Annotated in this window: 15 protein-coding genes; 5 read left to right on the top strand and 10 right to left on the bottom strand. The window is 73.0% G+C overall.

The genetic code is table 11. The features are described from left to right. The first annotated feature begins 102 nt into the window (after window positions 1-102). Entirely contained in the window at window positions 103-2,787 is a 2,685-nt protein-coding gene (locus ACZ6EG_RS16210) for an ATP-binding protein (RefSeq protein WP_469605072.1), read from the top strand. A 79-nt stretch (window positions 2,788-2,866) separates the two neighbouring features. Here ACZ6EG_RS16210 and nucS read toward each other — a convergent pair whose 3' ends face one another. Beyond that, a complete protein-coding gene (nucS, locus tag ACZ6EG_RS16205) occupies window positions 2,867-3,538 on the bottom strand; it encodes an endonuclease NucS (protein ID WP_053137172.1) in 672 nt (223 codons plus the stop codon). A gap of 277 nt (window positions 3,539-3,815) precedes the next feature. Between nucS and ACZ6EG_RS16200 the strand changes: the two genes are divergently transcribed. Continuing rightward, on the top strand, window positions 3,816-4,208 hold the full coding sequence (locus ACZ6EG_RS16200; protein ID WP_356604622.1) for an SCO5389 family protein: 393 nt from the start codon (window positions 3,816-3,818) through the stop codon (window positions 4,206-4,208). Between the two features lie 74 nt (window positions 4,209-4,282). On the opposite strand, the gene ACZ6EG_RS16195 is transcribed toward ACZ6EG_RS16200, so the two are convergent. Beyond that, window positions 4,283-5,311 carry an LLM class flavin-dependent oxidoreductase gene (locus ACZ6EG_RS16195; protein WP_391969533.1) on the bottom strand — a complete coding sequence of 343 codons (1,029 nt, stop codon included), beginning with the start codon at window positions 5,309-5,311 and terminating at the stop codon, window positions 4,283-4,285. A gap of 257 nt (window positions 5,312-5,568) precedes the next feature. Between ACZ6EG_RS16195 and ACZ6EG_RS16190 the strand changes: the two genes are divergently transcribed. Beyond that, window positions 5,569-5,901 carry an ATP/GTP-binding protein gene (locus ACZ6EG_RS16190; RefSeq protein WP_391969532.1) on the top strand — a complete coding sequence of 111 codons (333 nt, stop codon included), beginning with the start codon at window positions 5,569-5,571 and terminating at the stop codon, window positions 5,899-5,901. A 4-nt stretch (window positions 5,902-5,905) separates the two neighbouring features. On the opposite strand, the gene ACZ6EG_RS16185 is transcribed toward ACZ6EG_RS16190, so the two are convergent. From ACZ6EG_RS16185 to mce, 7 genes are all read right to left on the bottom strand, one after another. Next, a complete protein-coding gene (locus ACZ6EG_RS16185; RefSeq protein ID WP_391969531.1) occupies window positions 5,906-6,778 on the bottom strand; it encodes an ABC transporter permease in 873 nt (290 codons plus the stop codon). Beyond that, a complete protein-coding gene (locus tag ACZ6EG_RS16180) occupies window positions 6,775-8,040 on the bottom strand; it encodes an ABC transporter ATP-binding protein (protein WP_469605066.1) in 1,266 nt (421 codons plus the stop codon). The genes ACZ6EG_RS16185 and ACZ6EG_RS16180 overlap by 4 nt, the downstream gene beginning before the upstream one ends. Before the next feature lie 161 nt (window positions 8,041-8,201). Further along, entirely contained in the window at window positions 8,202-8,978 is a 777-nt protein-coding gene (locus ACZ6EG_RS16175) for an ABC transporter permease (protein WP_356604632.1), read from the bottom strand. Continuing rightward, window positions 8,975-9,946, bottom strand: coding sequence for an ABC transporter ATP-binding protein (locus ACZ6EG_RS16170; protein ID WP_391969529.1), 972 nt, complete (start codon window positions 9,944-9,946; stop codon window positions 8,975-8,977). Before ACZ6EG_RS16170 ends, ACZ6EG_RS16175 begins: the two co-directional genes overlap by 4 nt. Before the next feature lie 122 nt (window positions 9,947-10,068). Beyond that, window positions 10,069-11,004: a coiled-coil domain-containing protein gene (locus ACZ6EG_RS16165; RefSeq protein WP_391969528.1), complete on the bottom strand. Its 936-nt coding sequence runs from the start codon at window positions 11,002-11,004 to the stop codon at window positions 10,069-10,071. A 207-nt stretch (window positions 11,005-11,211) separates the two neighbouring features. Next, entirely contained in the window at window positions 11,212-15,192 is a 3,981-nt protein-coding gene (gene scy / locus ACZ6EG_RS16160; protein WP_391969527.1) for a polarized growth protein Scy, read from the bottom strand. A gap of 232 nt (window positions 15,193-15,424) precedes the next feature. After that, window positions 15,425-15,865 (bottom strand): methylmalonyl-CoA epimerase, encoded by a 441-nt coding sequence (gene mce / locus ACZ6EG_RS16155; RefSeq protein WP_356604640.1) that lies wholly within the window; start codon window positions 15,863-15,865, stop codon window positions 15,425-15,427. 149 nt (window positions 15,866-16,014) lie between these two features. On the opposite strand from mce, the gene ACZ6EG_RS16150 reads away from it, so the two are divergent. After that, window positions 16,015-17,238: an acetyl-CoA C-acetyltransferase gene (locus ACZ6EG_RS16150; protein ID WP_391969526.1), complete on the top strand. Its 1,224-nt coding sequence runs from the start codon at window positions 16,015-16,017 to the stop codon at window positions 17,236-17,238. A 47-nt stretch (window positions 17,239-17,285) separates the two neighbouring features. Further along, window positions 17,286-18,242 (top strand): methylmalonyl Co-A mutase-associated GTPase MeaB, encoded by a 957-nt coding sequence (meaB, locus tag ACZ6EG_RS16145; protein WP_391969525.1) that lies wholly within the window; start codon window positions 17,286-17,288, stop codon window positions 18,240-18,242. A 284-nt stretch (window positions 18,243-18,526) separates the two neighbouring features. On the opposite strand, the gene ACZ6EG_RS16140 is transcribed toward meaB, so the two are convergent. After that, window positions 18,527-19,246 carry a PepSY domain-containing protein gene (locus ACZ6EG_RS16140; RefSeq protein WP_469605058.1) on the bottom strand — a complete coding sequence of 240 codons (720 nt, stop codon included), beginning with the start codon at window positions 19,244-19,246 and terminating at the stop codon, window positions 18,527-18,529. Between the last annotated feature and the right edge of the window lie 128 nt (window positions 19,247-19,374).

Raw genomic sequence — 19,374 nt, 5'->3', positions numbered from 1 at the left:
TGGCGGGCCCGGACCAGAAGCGACAGCGCGGTGTGCGGCAAGGCCGGGAGGGGTGGTCCCGACCGGGGCCCGGCACACGACGCTTTTGGGGGGCTTGGACCTATGGACCCGAACAACCGGGGACCTGAGGAGTACGGCCAAGACGGCGACCACCAGGCGCCGCGCCCGCGCCCGCCCAGGGACCCCCTCACCACCGACTTCGGACACCCCGCGCCCGCGCTCGCCCGCACGGTGCAGCTCGTCTCCGGCGACTTCCTGCTCACCGTCAATCCGGTCGACGGCAGCGAGATCGAGGTCCGCCCGCCCGGTGGCGTCTCCCGCTCCGGTGAGTTCGACGGTGGGGCGGAGCGACCCGCCCGGCCCGAGAAGCTCACCGCGGCCGAACGCGCCGAGGTGGGCCGTGCCACCCGGCCGCCCGTACCGCCGGGGCCGACCCGCACCGTACTGGGCCTGCTGGCCCGCGACGACGAACGCGAGCGCCTGGTCCGGCTCCTCGCCCGCGGCCGTTCCGTCCGCCTCACCGGTCCCGCCGGCTCCGGCCGCACCAGCCTCCTGGACCTCGTCGCCGAGGACTGCGCGGGCCTCGCACCCGACGGCGTCGTCCGGCTCAACGGGTTCCACCGCACCGCCGACGACCTGCTCCACGACCTCTTCCGCGCCGTCCACCGCGCGCCCCTGCACCGCCCGGACCGGGAGGAACTGCTCCGGCACCTCGGCGAGGTCGGCGCGGTCGTCGTCCTGGACGACATCGAGTTCGGCGGCACCGCCCTCGACGAGCTGCTGGACGCCACCCCGGAGTGCGCCTTCCTCATCGGCGCGACCCCGGACGTGCCCGCCCCCTCGGCCGACTCGGCCGTGGAAGAGGTCTTCCTCACCGGCCTGGACCGCTCCGACGGCGTGGAGCTGCTGGAGCGCGCCGCCGGCCGGACCCTCACCGAGGACGAGGCCAACTGGGCCGGCGACCTCTGGTTCGAGTCCGAGGGCCTGCCGCTGCGCTTCGTCCAGGCCGGTGCCCTGCTGCGCCGTCGCGACCGGCAGCGGGCCGGCGCCGACGCCGTCGACGAGTTCGGCGTCTTCACCGACGCCCGCCCGGCCGACGACGTGCCCTACGACGCCGCCGAGAGCGACGAGGTGCCCCTGCCGTCCCTCGGCGAGGCCGCGGCGCCCGCACCGCTGCTCGCCTCCCGGCTGAGCGCCTCCGCCCGCGCCACCCTGGAGTTCGCCGTCGCGCTCGGCGGCGAGGTGCCGCACCAGGCGCACCTGCCCGCACTGGTCGGCGACACCCACGCGGACGCCGCCCTCGGCGAGCTGGCCGACTGCGGACTGGTCTCGCCGGTCGGCGCCCGCTACCGGCTCGCCGCCGGGGTGCTCGCCCAGCTGGAGAGCGCCGGGTACGCCGACGACGCACCGGAGCGGGCCCTGTCCGCCGCCCAGCACTACGCCTGGTGGGCCGGACACCCCTCGGTCACCCCGGAGCGGGTCTGCGCCGAGGCGGACGCGGTCCTCGCCGCCCTCGCCGTGCTGGTGCCGACCACCACCCCGCCCGCGGACGACGAGGAGAGCCCCGCCGTCCAGCTGGCCCGCACCTCGGCGCCCGCGTTCGCCGCCGGGCTGCACTGGAGCGCCTGGGAGCGGGCGCTGCGCTCCGGCACCGAGGCCTCCCGGCTCGCCGGCGACGTCGCCGAACAGGCCTACTTCCACCACGAGCTCGGCGTCCTCGCCCTGTGCGGGGGCCAGCTGGACCGGGCCCGCGCCGAACTGGAGGCGTCCATCGGGCTGCGCGGCGCGCTGTCCGACAAGCGCGGCGCCGTCGCGGGCCGCAGGGCCCTGGCCCTGGTAGCCGACCGGGCCGGGGACACCCCGGGGACGGGCGGCGGCGCGGGCGTGCTCGGTGCCGCGGGGACCGCTGCCGCACTCGGCGCCGCGGACCCGGGGCTCGGCCCGACCGCGGGGGAGGAGGTGCCCGACGCCCGGCACGAGGAGTCGGCGTCGCCGCCCGCGGGCGTACCCGCGCCCTTCCCGCCGCTCCAGCCGCCTCCCCAGTTCCCGACCCTGGTCACCAGCCGCGAAGCCGCCAAGGGGCCGTCCCGCAAGGCGGGCGGCGGCATCAAGGGCCTTGCGCGGCGCAACCTCGCGGCCGCCGGAGCGGGCGCGCTGCTCGTCGCCGTGCTCGGCACGGTGGTGACCCTCGGCGCCACCTCCGAGAACGACGCCGGCGACCCCTCCGACCAGGTCGGCGTCAACCCGTCGGCGAGCCAGGGCATCGACGACGGAAGCCTGGGCGCGGACCGGCCGGCGGACGACGGGGCGAACCCGGGCGACACCGGCCGGCCGACGGACCCGGGCCCGGACGGCACCCCCGGCACCTCGGACGACCCGACGCCGAGCGAGTCGGCGCGCCCGTCGGACGGCGCGAGCGGTTCGAGCGGCCCCGGCGATCCGCAGCACAGCGAGAGCCCGGACGACTCCGGCTCCCCGGACGAGTCGAGCAGGCCGCCGACCTCACCGTCGACCCGGCCGACGTCGCCGAAGCCCACGGACACCGAGCCGGACCCGGAGCCCTCCACGTCCAGCAGCGATCCCGGCCCCAGCCCGAGCCCCAGCGACAGTCAGACGACCTCGCCGTCGGCCCCGGAGACGTCCAACAGCGCCAGCGGCCCCGGTACGCCGCCCGCCACGGCCAGTTCCCCCGTCGACAGCCCCGCGACCGCCTCGCAGAGCAGCACCGCGACCGGCGGCACGGGCATGCCGGGCGGCTCGGGCCCGGCGACGGAGCAGATCATCTGAGACGTCGGCGAACAGACGGGGGGCCGGGTCCCGTCCCACGAACCCGGCCCCCCGTCTGTTCGCCGTGGGCGACGCCCGCTCAGAACAGCCGCAGCTTGTCGTCCTCGATGCCCCGCATGGCGTTGTAGTCCAGCACCTGGCAGCCGATCCCGCGGTCCGTGGCGAGAACCCGGGCCTGCGGCTTGATCTCCTGCGCGGCGAAGACACCACGCACCGGGGCGAGATGCGGATCGCGGTTCAACAGCTCCAGGTAGCGCGTGAGTTGCTCGACGCCGTCGATCTCACCGCGGCGCTTGATCTCGACCGCGACGGTCCGGCCCTCGGCGTCCCGGCACAGGATGTCGACCGGGCCGATGGCGGTCATGTACTCGCGGCGGATGAGCGTGTAGCCCTCGCCCAGCGTCTCGATGCGGTCGGCGAGCAGCTCCTGGAGGTGCGCTTCCACGCCGTCCTTGATCAGGCCGGGGTCGACGCCCAACTCGTGCGAGGAGTCGTGGAGGATCTCCTCCATCGTGATGATGAGCTTCTCGCCCGCCTTGTTGACGACGGTCCAGACGCCCTCCTCCTCGCCCGTGCCCTCCTTCAGCGTGCAGGGCGGCGACATCCAGTTCAGGGGCTTGTAGGCCCGGTCGTCGGCGTGGATCGAGACGCTGCCGTCCGCCTTGACCAGGATCAGGCGGGGCGCCGAGGGGAGATGGGCGGTGAGCCGCCCGGCGTAGTCGACGGAGCAACGGGCAATGACGAGACGCATGGTCGGCAACGCTACTCGACGTGCCGGGCCCGACGCGATTCGCCCGTGCCGGGGTGGCCGCGCCGCTGTCCCACTTCTCCCATTGACCCCCTCTTGCGCACTGGCCGATAGTGCGCCCAACGGATGGGGTGCATCTAGGCATTCTCCTGGTGTCGTCAGGATCGGTTGCTTACGGTATTGAACGGGAGGTCGCGATGTGTGTACGCAGCGTGTTCAATATCGCGCTCCCTTAACTGTCCGGCAACCCCTGCCCGTCGGGGGTGCGAGAGGAGAACCCATGTCGCTCGACGTCTCACCGGCCCTACTCGAACAGGCCGAGCGAGGCGAGGTCGACGAAGCAGCATTCGTCGACTGCGTCCGGACTTCCCTGCCCTACGCATGGGAGATGGTCAGCAGTCTGGTGGCACAGCTGAAGGTCGACGGCGGAGCGTTCGCCGACAACCAGACGCCCCCGCCGGACGAACAGGCGCGTGGTCAGCTGCTGCGCGCGCTCGCGAGTGACGCCATACGCGGTGCATTGCAGCGGCACTTCGGGGTGCGGCTGGCCTTCCAGAACTGCCACCGGGTGGCGGTGTTCCCGTTGGACTCCTCCGTCGAGGAGACGCTGACCCGCTTCACCTCGGTACGCAGCCAGGTGTTGAACCAGTCGCCCGAGTTCCGCGACTGCTGAGGCGACGGCCGTCCGCTTGCCGCTCCGTACGAGGGAGGTGCGTTTCGTACCGGGGTGGCAAGCCCGCCGCGCCCTCAGCGGAGCTGGGGGAGCACCTCGGCCCCGAGTCGGCGTACGTTCTCCTCGGTCGCCGCGAGGTCGCCGGAGCCCTCGACGAGCAGGGCGAAGCGGGTGATGCCGGTCCGCTCGCCGGTCGCCGCGAGCCGGTCGGCGCACAGCCGGGGCGGGCCCACCGGGTGCAGTCCGCAGAGCAGTTCGGTGTACGCGTGCGGGTCGCGCATCCGCCGCTCGCGGCCGTCCACCGTGATGTGGGCGTCCAGACCCTGCCTGAGCCAGCCCGGCATGGCCTTGAGCAGGGTCTCCGCCGCGTCGGTGCGCCGGTCCGCGATCTGGCAGACGCCGGCCGAGACATGGGCCGCGCCGTGGATCTCCGACGACGGCCGGCCGGCCGCGCGGGCGTGCCGCCGCCACAGGGCGACCATCTCGGCCTTCTCCTCGTCCCCGACGTGCATGCCGAGCAGCATCGGCAGTCCCCGCTCGGCGGCCATGCGCACGCTCGCCGGTGACGTGCAGGCGACGACCACCTCGGGGCCGGGGGTCTCCGACAGCGCCTCCGAGGGGCGGGGGACGACGGGCACCTCACGGAACCGGAAGCGTTCCCCCGAGGCGCCGACGGCCGGTTCGCGCAGCCAGCGCAGCAGCAGGTCGAGTGAGTCCGGGAAGCCCTGCTCGTACGCCTCCAGACCGGCGCCGAACACCTCCAGGTCCACCCACGGGCCGCCCCGGCCCACGCCCAGCGAGAACCGGCCGCCGCTCGTGATGTGCAGCAGCGCGGCCTGCTCGCCGAGCGCGACGGGGTGGACGGTGGGCAGCACGCTGACCGCGGTGCCGACCCGCAGGCGGCGGGTGCGGCCCAGCAGCAGCGCGGCCAGCGTGACGGCGGACGGGCACGTGCCGTACGGCACGAAGTGGTGCTCGGCCAGCCAGACCGCGTCGAGCCCTGCCTCCTCGGCGACCTCGGCCGAACGGACGGCGCGGTGCAGCGCCTCCCCGTGGCCCTGGCCCGGGAACTGGGCGCCCAACACGAAACTTCCTACGCGCATCGCTCTTCCTGCTTCCTCGGCTCCGACCCGGAGCTCCCCCACAGGGCATAACCGCCTGACACGTGCCGAGGACACGGCCGGGCAAAGGGATTTGCGGATTGTCTGCAGAATCGGCCGTCGCGGAGGGGGTGGTGGGACGGCCCTCGGAGAAGTCTGCGCGGGGGAGTTGTGGTGGTTGGTGCCGTACGCGTACCCCGGCTCGCGCCGCGTAGGCTGGAAGCGGTCCGTACTTCCTGTATAGCTCCGTGAGGTGTCCTGTGTCCCCGCGTCGCAACCGAGCCAAGGGAGCCGGTTCGTCCGGCCGGAGCGCCGAGGACGACGGCTCGGGCCGTTACGGCGGCTGGCACTCGGCCGAGAGCTGGCAGGGCGAGGACTGGAGCGTACGGCACGTGGCGGGCGCGAGCGCGCAGGGGAAGTCGTATCGGTGCCCCGGCTGCGACCAGCTGATTCCGGACGGGGTCCCGCACGTGGTGGCCTGGCCGGCGCACTCGGGCGTCGACGACCGGCGGCACTGGCACAAGTCCTGCTGGAACGCGAAGGACCGCCGCACCACGCGGGTGCAGCGGTCCCGGAACGCGCCGAGGTTCTGAGCCCTTACACGTCCCGCTTCTCCAGCAGCGCGAAGGCGCCGGCGAACGCGACCGCCGTCACGCCGAGCATGATCCACAGCGGGTCCCAGCCGGAGGGGCCGGAGTCGGTGAGGGCGTTGGCGTAGAAGATGCTGAGCTGGTTCGGGATCGAGTACTCGAACAGCGCCTGCTGCACGCTCTCCAGGGACGACGAGAACATGAAGAGCGCGACCACCAGCGGGGCGAGCACGGCCCCGATCATGATCGTGATGGCGCCCGCCGAGTGCCGGATGACCGAGCCCATGGCGAGCGAGAGCAGTCCGAGCAGCGCGATGTAGAGCGCCACGCCCACGGTGGCCTTCAGCCACTCCCCGCCGTCGGGCGCGCGGACGCCGCTGTCCTCCAGCAGCGCCACCTGCACGAGGGCCACGAGCGTGGCGGAGACCAGCGTCACGACGAAGGCCACCAGGAAGAAGACGATGGCCTTCGCGGCGAGCACCCGGCCGCGGGTGGGGCAGGCGACCATCGTGGTGCGGACCATGCCGGTCCCGTACTCGGACGCGGTGGTCAGCACGCCGAGCGTGATGATGCACATGCTGCCCAGGAGCAGGCCGAAGAAGCCGAGGCTCAGCGCGTTGTCACCGGTCTGGTCCGGCGAGGAACCGGCGACCACGAAGCCGGTCAGCAGACCGATGCCGACGACCAGGAAGACGAACACACCCAACGTCCACAGCGTCGAGCGCACCGACCGCATCTTCGTCCACTCGCAGGCGACCGCGTGCGCCAGGTGCGTACGCACCACCGGGATCGGCGAGGCGTAGGCGGGGTACGGCGAGCCGGGCGCCGCCGCCTGCCAGTCGGGTGCGGCCTGCGGCATCGGGGGCTGGGGCGTGCTCATCGGACGTCCTCGGGCTTGGTCGGGTCGGTGACGGGCGCGGGGGCGGGTGCGGCGGCGGTCGAGGAGGCGGGGGAGGGCGCCTGCGGGGTCGGCTGTGCCTGCGGCGCCTGCGGGGCCGCGTACGGGTTGGCGGCCCGGTCGGCCGGCGCCGTGGTGCCGGGGGCGGCCGGGGCCCCGTACGGTCCCGCCGGGGCCTGGCCCGGCGCACCCTGCGGCGGCGGGAAGGGCTGCGCCCCCTGCTGGGGCGGCGGCGGGGCGTACCAGCCGGGCTGGCCCTGTCCGGGGACCGGCATCGGCGGCTGCGCCCCGGGCGGCAGCGGCTGCTGGAGCCCGGCCCGCTGGTCGGCGGTCGACCGGTAGTCGACGGCGCCCTGCGTCATCCGCATGTACGCCTCCTCCAGCGAGGCCTGGTGCGGCGACAGCTCCCACAGCCGTACGTCGCTGTCGTGCGCGATGTCGCTGATCCGCGGGAGGGGCAGCCCGGTCACGCGCAGCCCGCCGTCCTGCTCGGGCATCACGTGCCCGCCCGCCTCGGTCAGCGCGGAGGTCAGCTTCTCGCGCAGCTGCGGGTCGGTGTCCGGGGTGCGCACGCGCGCGAAGTCGGCGGAGTTGGCCGAGATGAAGTCCTTCACGCTCATGTCCGAGAGCAGCCGGCCGCGCCCGATGACGATCAGGTGATCGGCGGTGAGCGCCATCTCGCTCATCAGGTGCGAGGAGACGAAGACGGTACGGCCCTCCGCCGCGAGCGCCTTCATCAGGTTGCGCACCCAGTGGATGCCCTCGGGGTCGAGTCCGTTGACCGGCTCGTCGAACAGCAGCACCTGAGGGTCGCCGAGCAGGGCGGCGGCGATGCCGAGCCGCTGGCCCATGCCGAGGGAGAAGCCCTTGGAGCGCCGCTTGGCCACGTCCTGGAGCCCCACCACGCCGAGCACCTCGTCCACGCGCCGGGCCGGGATGCCCGAGAGCTGGGCCAGGCTCAGCAGGTGGTTGCGGGCGGAGCGGCCGCCGTGCACCGCCTTGGCGTCCAGGAGCGCACCCACCTGACGGGGGGCGTTGGGCAGCTTGCGGTAGGGGTGGCCCCCGATCGTCACGTGCCCGGCCGTGGGGTTGTCCAGGCCGAGGATCATGCGCATCGTCGTCGACTTGCCCGATCCGTTGGGACCGAGGAAGCCGGTGACGGCTCCGGGCCGCACCTGGAAGGACAGGTTGTCCACAGCGGTCTTGTCGCCGTAGCGCTTGGTCAGGCCGACAGCCTCGATCATGCTCCGCACCCATCGAAAGGTTCAGGACAGCAGGGCACACGCCCCCGTAAGGGTTAGGAGGATATCGAGGCACTGACGGTTCCGTTCAAGGCGGGGCAAAATCCGACGCCGTTCGAAACCCTTTCGGCGGGCGTCGGCCTGCCCCTCTTCCCGCGTTCCGCCTAGGCGTCCCGCCGCTTCAGCACCAGGTAGCCGCCGACCAGCGCGGCGATCACCCACAGGGCCATGATCCCGAGGCCGCCCCACGGGCCGTACGGCACGTCGTCGTCGATCGGCGTCACCACCTGCATGATCTTGCTGCCGGCCTGGTCGGGCAGGAAGCGGCCGACCTTCTCCGTCGCGGGGACGTTGCCCAGGATGTTGGAGATCAGGAAGAAGAACGGCATCAGGATGCCCAGCGACAGCATCGGTGAGCGCAGCATCGAGGCGACGCCCATGGAGAACAGGGCGATGAGGGTCATGTAGAGCCCGCCGCCGATCACCGCGCGCAGGACGCCCGGATCGCCGATCGACGCCTTGAGGTCGCCGAGCATCATCTGCCCGAGGAAGAAGGTGGCGAAGCTGGTGATCATGCTGACGAGCAGCGCCAGTGCGGTGGCCACCGCGATCTTGCTGAACAGGAAGGTGCCGCGTCGCGGCACGGCGGCCAGCGAGGTGCGGATCATGCCCGAGCTGTACTCGTTGGCCACGACCAGCACCCCGAACACGATCATCGCGAGCTGGCCGAGGCTCGTCCCGGCGAAGCTGATGAAGGTGGGGTCGAAGGTGAGCTGCTCCTCCCGGCCCAGGTTGTCGAACTCGCTCTTCGACAGCGCCGCGATCAGCATGCCGAGGGCGATGGTGACGACCACGGCGAGGCCCAGCGTCCAGACGGTGGACGCGACCGACCGGATCTTGGTCCACTCGGACCGGACGACCTGTGTCGCCGCCATGCTCATCCCTTCCTCCAGTCGCTGCCCCACGGCTGCTGCTGTTGCTGCGGCACCGGGCCGGGCGGCTGCCCGTCGTGCGCGTGGTACTCCACCGACTCCGCGGTCAGCTGCATGAACGCCTCCTCCAGCGAGGCCTGCTGCGGGCTCAGCTCGTGCAGCACCAGCTGGTGCCGCGCCGCCAGCTCACCGATGGCCTCCGCCTTGTCGCCGTCCACCTCCAGGACCTCGGCGCCGCTCTCGACGACGGTGATGCCCTCGCCGTGCAGTACGTCCAGCAGCCGCTCGCGCTGCGGGGTGCGGATCCGTACGTAGCTGCGCGAGTTCTCCGCGATGAACTCGGCCATCGAGGTGTCCGCCAGCAGCCGGCCCTGGCCGATGACCACCAGGTGGTCCGCCGTCAGCGCCATCTCACTCATCAGATGGGAGGAGACGAAGACCGTACGGCCCTGGGAGGCCAGGGTCTTCATCAGATTGCGGATCCAGTGGATGCCCTCGGGGTCGAGTCCGTTGACCGGCTCGTCGAACATCAGGATGCGCGGGTCGCCGAGCAGCGCGCCGGCGATGCCGAGCCGCTGGCCCATGCCCAGGGAGAAGCCCTTGGTCTTCTTCCGCGCGACCGCCGTGAGCCCGACCGTGTCCAGCACCTCGCCCACCCGGCGCTCCGGGATGCCGTTGCTCTGCGCGAGCCACAGCAGGTGGTTGCGGGCGCTGCGCCCGCCGTGCCAGGCCTTGGCCTCCAGGAGGGCACCGATGTACGTCAACGGGTCCTGGAGCTGGTCGTAGTGCTTGCCGTCGATCCGGACGTCCCCCGCGGTGGGGCGGTCCAGGCCCAGCACCATCCGCATGGTCGTCGACTTGCCCGCACCGTTCGGGCCGAGGAAGCCCGTGATGATGCCGGGTCTGACGGTGAAGGAGAGATTGTTGACCGCCACCTTCTCGCCGTACCGCTTGGTCAGCCCCTCGAGCTCGATCATGGCGCCCACGCTAGAACGTGACGAAGCCCTCTGCCACCCCAGTGACAGAAGGCCTCGTCCTTGTTACGCACTTGTTCGGCCGGCGTCCCTCCGGCGGGTCGGCCGGCGGTTCGGTCGGCGGGTCAGCGGGACTGCTGGGCGGGCACCCCGCGGGAGACCGACTCGTCCTCGGCCGGCGTACCGGCGGCGGCCACCGCGGCGCCCGTGAGGGTCGCCAGCATCTCGCGCACGTTGGTGAGCTGCGCGTTGATGGAGTCGCGGCGGTTGGTGAGGGCGGCCAGCTCGCGCTCCGACTCCGAACGGATCCGGTCCGCCTTGGCGTTGGCGTCGGCCACGATGTCCTCGGCCTGGCGCTGTGCCGTCTCGACGGTCTGGCGGGCGCGGCGCTCGGCGTCCGTGCGCAGCTTCTCCGCCTCCAGGCGCAGCTGCTCCGCGCGGTGCTCGATCTCCGCGAGACGCTTCTCGGCCTTGGCCTGACGGGAGGCCAGGTCGCGCTCGGACTGCTCGCGGCGCTTGGCGAGGTTCGTCTCGAAGTCGGCGGCGGCCTGCGCGGCCTTGGCGCGGGTCTCCTCGAAGAGGGCGTCCGCCTCCTCGCGCTTGGACTGCGCGTCCTTCTGCGCCTCGGAACGCAGCTGGGAGGCGTCGCTCTTGGCCTTCTCGACGATCCGGACGCCCTCGTCCTCGGCCTTGGCCTTGCGGTCCGTGGCGTACGACTCCGCGTCGTTGCGCACCTGCTGGGCGGCCGACTCGGCGAGCTCGCGGTGCTGCTCGGCCGCGCGACGGGCCTCCTCGCGCAGGTCCTTCGCCTCTTCCTCGGCGAGCCGCAGGATCTTCTCGACCCGCGCACCGAGACCGGCGTACGACGGCTCGGCGTCGTTGACCTGGGCCTGGGCGTTCTGGGTTTCGAGGTGGAGCTCCTCGATGCGCTTTTCCAGAGCGGTGATGCGGGCGAGAGCGCTGTCACGGTCGGAGACGAGCTTGGAGATACGTTCGTCCACCTGAGCGCGGTCGTACCCACGCCGCACAAGCTCGAAGCCGTAGGGGGAAGTGTCGCTCATGGGGTTCCTGTCGAAAGAGACCGGGTGAGGTGATAGAGGGAATCCTAGGCGCCAATGCGGTGTGTCATCGAGCGGATGCGCGTTTGATACGGAGAATGACACCTCTTTTGAGTGGCTGACCCACGGAAGGCTTGCCAAAGTCTTGGTCAAGGGTTCGCGCGGAGTTCGGCCAAAGATCTCCAGCACACACGCAATCCGCCGCGACCGCTAGCCGTCTGACGACTTGCCACCCGAACGTGGAGCGCCCACCGTCGCACCGGCCTTGGCCCCGTTGTCCTTGCCGGCGGCCGGCGCCTCGAAGGACTCCAGGGCCTCCAGCACGTCCTGCACCCGGGAGATCTCGGCGTTGATGTCCTCGCGGCGCCGCACCAGGGTCTCCAGTTCGCGCTTGCCCTCCTCGACGATGGCCCGGGCCTCCCGGACCGCCTGCGCCTTCAGCTCCTCGGCCTCCCGGACCAGCGTGGCCTTCTTCTGCTCGGCCTCCTTGAGCAGCCCCTCGGCCTTCTTGACGGCGGCGATGCGCACCTTGCCGGCCTCGGAGTTGGCCTCCGACACCAGCTCCTTGGCCTTCGCCTCCGCCTTGGCGAGCTGCTCCTCGGCGGCCTTGATGAGCGCGTCGCAGCGGTCGCCGGTCGACTTCATCGTCTCGGCGGCCTCGCGCCGGGCCCGCTCGTGCAGTTCCTCGATCTCGGAGGTGAGCCGCTCGCGCAGCTCCTCCGCGCGCTCCCTGACGGCGGTCGCGTCCCGGCGGGCGCCGACGAGCAGCTCGTCCGCGTCCGTGCGGGCCTTCTCCACCCGGGTGTTCCCCTCGACCGTCGCCTCCGAGACGATCCGCTCCGCCTCCGAGCGGGCCGCGCCGACCATCGTGTCCGCCTGCGACTCGGCGTCCGCGGTGGTCTTCTGCGCCTGCTGCTGCGCCTCGGTGAGCAGCTTGTCGGCCTCGGCGGTGGTCTCCGTGATGAGCGTGTCGACCTGCTCCGCCGCCTCCGAGCGCCGCTTGTTGGCGTCCTGACGGGCCTCGTCGAGGGTCCGCTCGGCCTCCTCGCGGGCGGCCGTGGTGACCCGCTCGGCCTCCGCGGCCGCCTCGGTCCTGACCCGCTCGGCCTCCGTGCGGATCCGCTCGGCGTGCTGCTGGGCGGAGCCGACCGTCTCGGCGGCCTCGGCCCGCAGCCGCTCCGCCTCCCCGGTGGCGTCCGCAAGCAGCTGCTCGGCCCGGGCACCCGCCTCGGCCCGCACCCGGTCGGCCTCGGCGACCGTCTCCGTGGTGAGCCGCTCCGCCTCCGTGAGCGCCTCGGTGCGCACCCGCTCGGCCTCGGTCGCCGCCTCGGTGCGGACGCGCTCCGCCTCCGCGACCGTCTCCGTACGGATGCGGTCGGTCTCCGCGGCCGTCTCCGTGGTCAGCCGCTCCGCCTCGGAGCGCGCCTCGGTGATCAGGGTGTCCGCCTGCGTCGCCGCGTCGGACCGGATGCGGTTGGCGTCCTCGCGGGCGTCCGCCCGGGTGCGGGACGCGGCCTGCTCGGCCTCGGCGATCGCGTCGGAGGCCTCGGTGCGCACCCGCTGGGCGTGCTCGGAGACATCGGTGCGGATGCGGTCGGCCTCCGCGATCGCCTCGGACACGGTCCGCTCGGCCAGCGCCTTGGCGGCCTCCGTCTCGTCCCGCGCCTCGCGCCGCAGCCGGCCGGCGTCCTCGCTCGCCCGCTCCCGCTCCGCGTAGGCGTCGGAGCGGACCCGGTCCGCCTCCTCCTCGGCCTCGCGCCGGGTGCGCTCCGCCGCGTGCTCGGCGGCGCTGCGCAGCCCGGTGATCTCCTCCTGGGCCTGCTCGTGCAGCCCGGCGACCGACTCGCGCACCTGCTGCGCGTGCTGCTCGGCGGCCGACACCATCTCGGTCGCGCGCCGGTCGGCCTCCTCGACCAGCCGGACCGCCTCGGCCTGCGCCTCCTCCACGCGCTTGCGCGCCGAGGCCAGCAGCTCCTCGCTCTGCTCGCGGGCCCGCTCGCGCTCCTGGTCGGCCTCCTGCCGGGCGGAACCGAGCGTCTCCTCGGCCTCGCGGCGGCGCCGGGCGGCCTCCTCCTGCGCGGCGGCCAGCGTCTCCGACGCCTCGGCGGCGATGCGCTCGGCGGCGGTCTGCGCCTCCGCGCGCACCCGGTCGGCGCTCTCCTGGGCCTCCGACTTCAGCCGCTCGGCCTCGATCGACGCCTCGGACCTGAGGCGCACGGCGACGGCCTCGCCCTCCGCGCGGGAGGCGGAGGCGTCCGCGGCGGCCTCGGTGCGCAGCCGCTCGGCCTCCGTCTCGGCCTGCTGCTGGAGCGTACGGATGCGCTCCGCGGCCTCCGCGCGCAGCCGCTCGCTCTCCTCCGCGGCCTCGCGGCGGATGCGCTCGCCCTCCTCGCGGGCCTCGGTCAGCGCCTGCTCGGCGGCGCCGCGGCGCTCCTCGGCCTCGGTCTGCAGCCGCGTCAGCTCCTCGGCGGCCTCCGCCTGCCGGGCCTCGACGGCGCGCTCGGTCTCCTCGCGCAGCTCGCGGGCGGCCCGCTCGGCCTCCGCCTGGAGCTCCGCCACGCGCTCGGCGGCCTCCGCGCGGTGCCGCTCGGCCTCCGCGCGGGTGCGCTCCAGGGTCTCCTCGGCCTGCCGGCGCAGCGTGGTCGCCCGCTCGATGGCCTCGGTGCGGACCTTCTCGCTGTCCGCCGTCGCGGTCTGCCGCAGCTCGTCCGCGTCGGCCTTGGCCTTGGCGAGCAGCTCCTCGGCGGTCTTCGCCGCCTCCTCGATCTGCGCCACGGCCTCCTTGCGGGCCTCCGCGCGGATCTTCTCGCCCTCGGCGACGGCGTCGGCGCGCAGCTGCTCGGCCTCGCCCCGCAGCCGGCGCGCCTCCTCCTGGAGCTCGACCGTCTTGGCGCGGTACTCCTTGGTGTCGTCCTTCGCCGCGCCCTTGAGCTGCTCGGCGATGTCGTGCGCCTCGGCGCGCAGCCGGTCCGCCTCGGCCTCGGCCTCGCTGCGGATCCGCTCGGCCTCCTCGGTGGCGGCCTTCGTGGTGCGCTTGGCGTCCTCCGACGCCTTGTTCAGCACGTCCTCGGCGGTCTTGGCGGCCTTGGACAGCTGGGTGGCCGACTCCTCGGCGGTGAGCGTGCGGGCCTTCTCCGCGGCCTCCGCGACGATCTTCTCGGCCTCGGCGCGGGCGTCCGCGACCAGCTGCTCGGCCTCGGACTTGGTGCTCTCGGCGTCCTTGGTGGCCTCGCTGACCAGACGGGCGACCTGCTCCTTGGCGGTGCGGGTGCGCTGCTCGTTGGTCTGCTCGGCGCTCGCGAGGGCCTTGGCCGCGGCCTCCCGGGCCTCGGCGACCACCTTCTCGGCCTCGGTCTGCGCCTTGCGCAGCGCCTCCTCGGCCTCGGACATGCGCTGCTCGGCGGCCCGGCTCAGCTCCTGGACCTGGCGGCGGGTGGACTCCGACTCGCTCGCGGTGGAGCTGCGGAGCTGCTCGGCGTGGTCGGTGGCCTCCTGTGCCTGGGTGGAGGCCGCGTTCAGCAGGCGTTCGGCGTCCGTGCGGGCCCGGCGCAGGATCTGCTCGGCCTCGCCGCGCGCGCTCTCCGCGTCGTTCCGCAGCCGCTGCCGGGCCTCGGAGGTGAGCCGCTCCGCCTCCGCGCGGGCCGCGGCCAGGGCCTGCTCGGCCTCGGCGCGGGACTCGTCCAGCAGCCGGCGGGCCTGCTGCTCGGTGCGGGCCCGCAGCTGCTCGGCCCAGGCCACGTTCTCGTTGACGTGCGACTCGACGGTCTGCCGGCGCTCGGCCAGCTCCTGGTCGAGCTGCTGGCGCCGGGTCACCGCCTCCTGGTGCAGCTCAGCCTGGAGCCGGGCCGCCTGCTCGGCGTGCTCCTGGAGGATGCGCTGCGTCTGCGCCCGGGCCTGGCTCAGCTCCCGTTCGGCGTCCGCGCGCAACTGGTCGGCCTGCGTCTGCGCGTTGCGCAGCAACTGCTCGGCCTGGTACCCGATGTCTCCGCCGTCGAAGGCGGGCCGGGACATGATGGTGCGCCGCGCCTCGTGCAACTTGGCGCGCAGCACCTCGACCTGGTAGCCGAGGTCCTCGGCGTGCTGGATCGCCTTTTCCCGCTCGGTCTTCAGCCGCTTCATCTCGGCCTCGAACCGAGAGAGGTGGTCGACGTCAGCCGCCGGCTCTCGCTCCTGGCTCTCGTAGCCCCGCACTGCGCGGTCCCATCCGTCCCCTGGTCGCAATCTTCCCGAACGGGCTCCGTCCGTCCGCCGGACGGGGCCCCCGGGGAATGGTGTCAGATCAACGGCGGAGCAGACGCTTCTGCCCCGGCGTCCGCCCCCCGAAACACGACCCCGGCGGTCCCGCCACCACTGACAGCAGGACCGGGTCACCCTGGACTGAGCGGCGACCGCACCCAACCCTACCGGCCCTTATGTACGAGGGTCAGTGCTCAGGTGACTCAACGGCCGCCGATGTGACCAGTTCTGTCAGTACGCCATGGCAGTCCTTGGGATGCAGGAAGGTGATCCGCGACCCCATGGAACCGCGCCGGGGCTCGTCGTACAGAACGCGTACGCCCTTCTCCCGGATGTCCGCGGCGTCCGCGTCCACGTCCGCCGTACCGAAGGCGATGTGGTGGACGCCCTCGCCGTTCTTGGCGAGCCACTTGCCGACCGCGGAGTCCTCCCGGGTCGGCTCCAGGAGCTGGAGGTACGAGGCTCCGCCGTCCGACGTACCGTTGATCCTGAGCATGGCCTCGCGGACGCCCTGCTCCTCGTTGACCTCGGTGTGGAACACCTCGAAGCCGTAGGTGGCACGGTAGAACTCGACGGTGGTGTCGAGGTCGCGGCAGGCGATTCCGATGTGGTCGATTCGCGTCAGCATGAGTTCAGTGCAGCGCCCCGGAGGTGGTTACGCAACGTGCGCGCGATCACACCGACGGCCGGGTGACGGGCGGCATACCGCTCAGTACATTCAAGTAAACCCTCGTTCACTCCTCGGCCTGTGCGGGCCGGAAAAGGGGATCGCAGCTCATGTCTTCTGGAACTCCCGGCACCTCTGGAACGAACGGCACGACCTCCGTCATCGTCGCGGGTGCCCGCACCCCGATGGGACGGCTGCTCGGCTCCCTGAAGTCCTTCTCCGGGGCCGACCTCGGCGGCTTCGCCATCAAGGCCGCCCTCGACCGGGCGGGCATCACCGGCGACCAGGTCCAGTACGTGATCATGGGCCAGGTGCTCCAGGCCGGCGCCGGCCAGATCCCGGCCCGCCAGGCCGCCGTCAAGGCCGGCATCCCCATGAACGTCCCGGCGCTGACGATCAACAAGGTCTGCCTCTCCGGCCTCGACGCCATCGCCCTCGCCGACCAGCTCATTCGCGCCGGTGAATTCGACGTGATCGTCGCCGGCGGCCAGGAGTCCATGACCAACGCCCCGCACCTGCTGCCGAAGTCCCGCGAGGGCTACAAGTACGGCGCGGTGCAGATGCTCGACGCCATGGCGCACGACGGCCTGACCGACTCCTTCGAGAACATCGCCATGGGCGAGTCGACGGAGAAGCACAACACCCGCCTCGGCATCGAGCGCGGCCCGCAGGACGAGATCGCCGCGCTCTCCCACCAGCGCGCCGCCGCCGCCCAGAAGAACGGTGTCTACGAGGCCGAGATCACCCCGGTCGAGATCCCGCAGCGCAAGGGCGACCCGGTCGTCTTCAGCCAGGACGAGGGCATCCGCGGCGACACCACCGCCGAGTCGCTCGGCAGGCTGCGCCCCGCCTTCTCCAAGGACGGCACGATCACCGCCGGCTCCTCCTCGCAGATCTCCGACGGGGCCGCGGCCGTGGTCGTGATGAGCAGGGCCAAGGCCGAGGAACTGGGCCTGGAGTGGATCGCGGAGATCGGCGCGCACGGCAACGTCGCAGGGCCGGACAACTCTTTGCAGTCGCAGCCCTCCAACGCCATCCGGCACGCCCTGAAGAAGGAGGGGCTGGAGGTGGGCGACCTCGACCTGATCGAGATCAACGAGGCGTTCGCGGCCGTCGCCGTGCAGTCAATGAAGGATCTCGGCGTCTCCACCGAAAAGGTGAACGTCAACGGTGGCGCCATCGCCCTGGGACACCCCATCGGCATGTCCGGTGCCCGGCTCGTGCTGCACCTGGCCCTGGAACTGAAGCGGCGCGGCGGCGGGACCGGCGCGGCGGCGCTGTGCGGCGGCGGCGGTCAGGGCGACGCGCTGATCGTCCGGGTGCCGAAGGCCTGAGTGCCGCCCGGCACGACCACTGACGGAAGTAGCTGAACGGAGCTGTGATGCAGGACGTCTCCTCGCTGGTGGCCCAGGCCAGAGAAGGCCGGCCGCGGGCCGTGGCCCGGCTGATCTCGCTGGTGGAGGGGGCGTCCCCGCAGCTCAGGGAGGTCATGGCAACGCTCGCACCGCTCACCGGCGGGGCGTACGTGGTCGGTCTGACCGGTTCGCCGGGCGTCGGCAAGTCCACCTCCACCTCGGCGCTGGTGACGGCGTACCGCAAGCAGGGCAAGCGGGTCGGCGTGCTCGCCGTCGACCCGTCCTCCCCCTTCTCCGGGGGCGCCCTGCTCGGGGACCGGGTCCGGATGTCGGAGCACGCCTCCGACCCGGGCGTCTACATCCGCTCGATGGCGACCCGCGGCCACCTCGGCGGCCTCGCGTGGGCCGCCCCGCAGGCCATCCGCGTCCTCGACGCGGCGGGGTGCGAGGTGATCCTGGTCGAGACGGTGGGCGTCGGCCAGTCGGAGGTGGAGATCGCCTCGCAGGCCGACACCTCCGTCGTCCTCCTCGCCCCGGGCATGGGCGACGGCATCCAGGCCGCCAAGGCCGGCATCCTGGAGATCGGCGACGTCTACGTCGTCAACAAGGCCGACCGCGACGGCGCCGACGCGACCGCCCGCGAGCTGAACCACATGCTGGGCCTCGGCGAGTCCCGCGGCCCCGGCGACTGGCGCCCGCCGATCGTCAAGACGGTCGCCGCGCGCGCCGAGGGCGTCGACGAGGTCGTCGAGGCGCTGGAGAAGCACCGCGCCTGGATGGAGGAACGGGACGTCCTGGCCGAGCGCCGCCGGGCCCGCGCCGCCCGCGAGGTGGAGACCATCGCCGTCACCACCCTGCGCGAGCGCATCGGCGACCTGCACGGCGACCGCCGCCTCGGCGCCCTCGCGGAGCGCATCGTGGCCGGCGAACTGGATCCGTACCGTGCGGCGGACGAACTGGTGGCGGGCCTGACGACCGGCTGAGGCCGGTGTCCGGGAAACTCCGGTGCGGTGGCGGAGCCGCGCCGGTACGTCGACGCGGGGCCGGCGCCCCGGCGGCCGGGCGGCACGGCACGGGACAGCGGCGGTCCCTGGTGCAACACCGCCGTGAACGCCGGCGGCTCCGCCGGGGCGGCGACGGTGGGCTTGCTGGTGGAACGGCTGCCGCTGCCGGTGTGCTTCTCGGTGTCCGGCGCGGTCGCCGTGGCGGCGGCGCTGGTGCCGGGGCGCCGCCGCGTCCGCTCGGCCCGAGCGGCCGGGGCGGCCGCTCAGTCGTTGTCGGAACCGGTGTCGTCGGAACCGTCGTCGTCGGAGCGCGAGTCGTGCGAGCGGTCCGCCGTGACCTTGCCGGTCCTCGGATCGACGCGCCAGTCCCGCTCGTCGTCGCCCGAGGAGCGGGTCTCGACCTCCCAGGCGACCTCGCCGTCGCCGTAGTGGCCGTCCTCGTCCAGCTCCACGCCGGTCACGGTGCCGTGGCCGGCCGCCGCCCGCGCCGCCTCGGCGGCGTCCACGGACGTGCCCTTCAGGGCGGCCCGCACCTCGTCGGTGTCGTCCTCGTCGTCCTTCTCGGAGCCGAGGACCTTGCCGGAGGCCGGGTCGATCCGGACGCTGTGCCAGGTGCCGTCGCCGGAGAGGATGTCGACCTCCCAGGCGGCGCGCTCGCCGTCGCCGCCGTCGCCGCCGTCGTCTTCGTCGTCCAGTTCGGCGGAGACGGCGGTGCCCGGCGCCTTCTTCAGCGCGGCGGCGAGGGCGTCGGCCGCCGTCACCTTCACGGAAGCGGCGCGGTCGGTGTCAGCGCGGTCGTCATCACGGTCGTCGCCGCGGCCGTCGGCGTCGTCGTCCCTGTCGTCGGACGAGGCGCCCTTCACGTCCGCCTGACGCGACGTCGTCCCCGGGTCGTCCTCGCCCGAGGTGGCCAGGGCCGTCGCCGTACCGCCTCCGATCAGTGCGGCGGCGGTGACGGCGGCGATCACGATGTTGCGCTTCATGCGGTTCCTCCCGAGTCGTGCACGGTCGTCGAGCAGCTGTGCTGTCGACGCCTTCACTGTCCGGGACGGACGCTGAGGCCAGGCTGAAGCCGCCTGAAGGGATCTTCAGCTTCCCTTTGCCACTCTTG

The sequence above is a fragment of the Streptomyces sp. NPDC041968 genome (assembly GCF_055589025.1).
The sequence above is the reverse complement of the archived record's forward strand: the minus strand, read 5'-3'. Positions and strand labels throughout refer to the sequence as shown.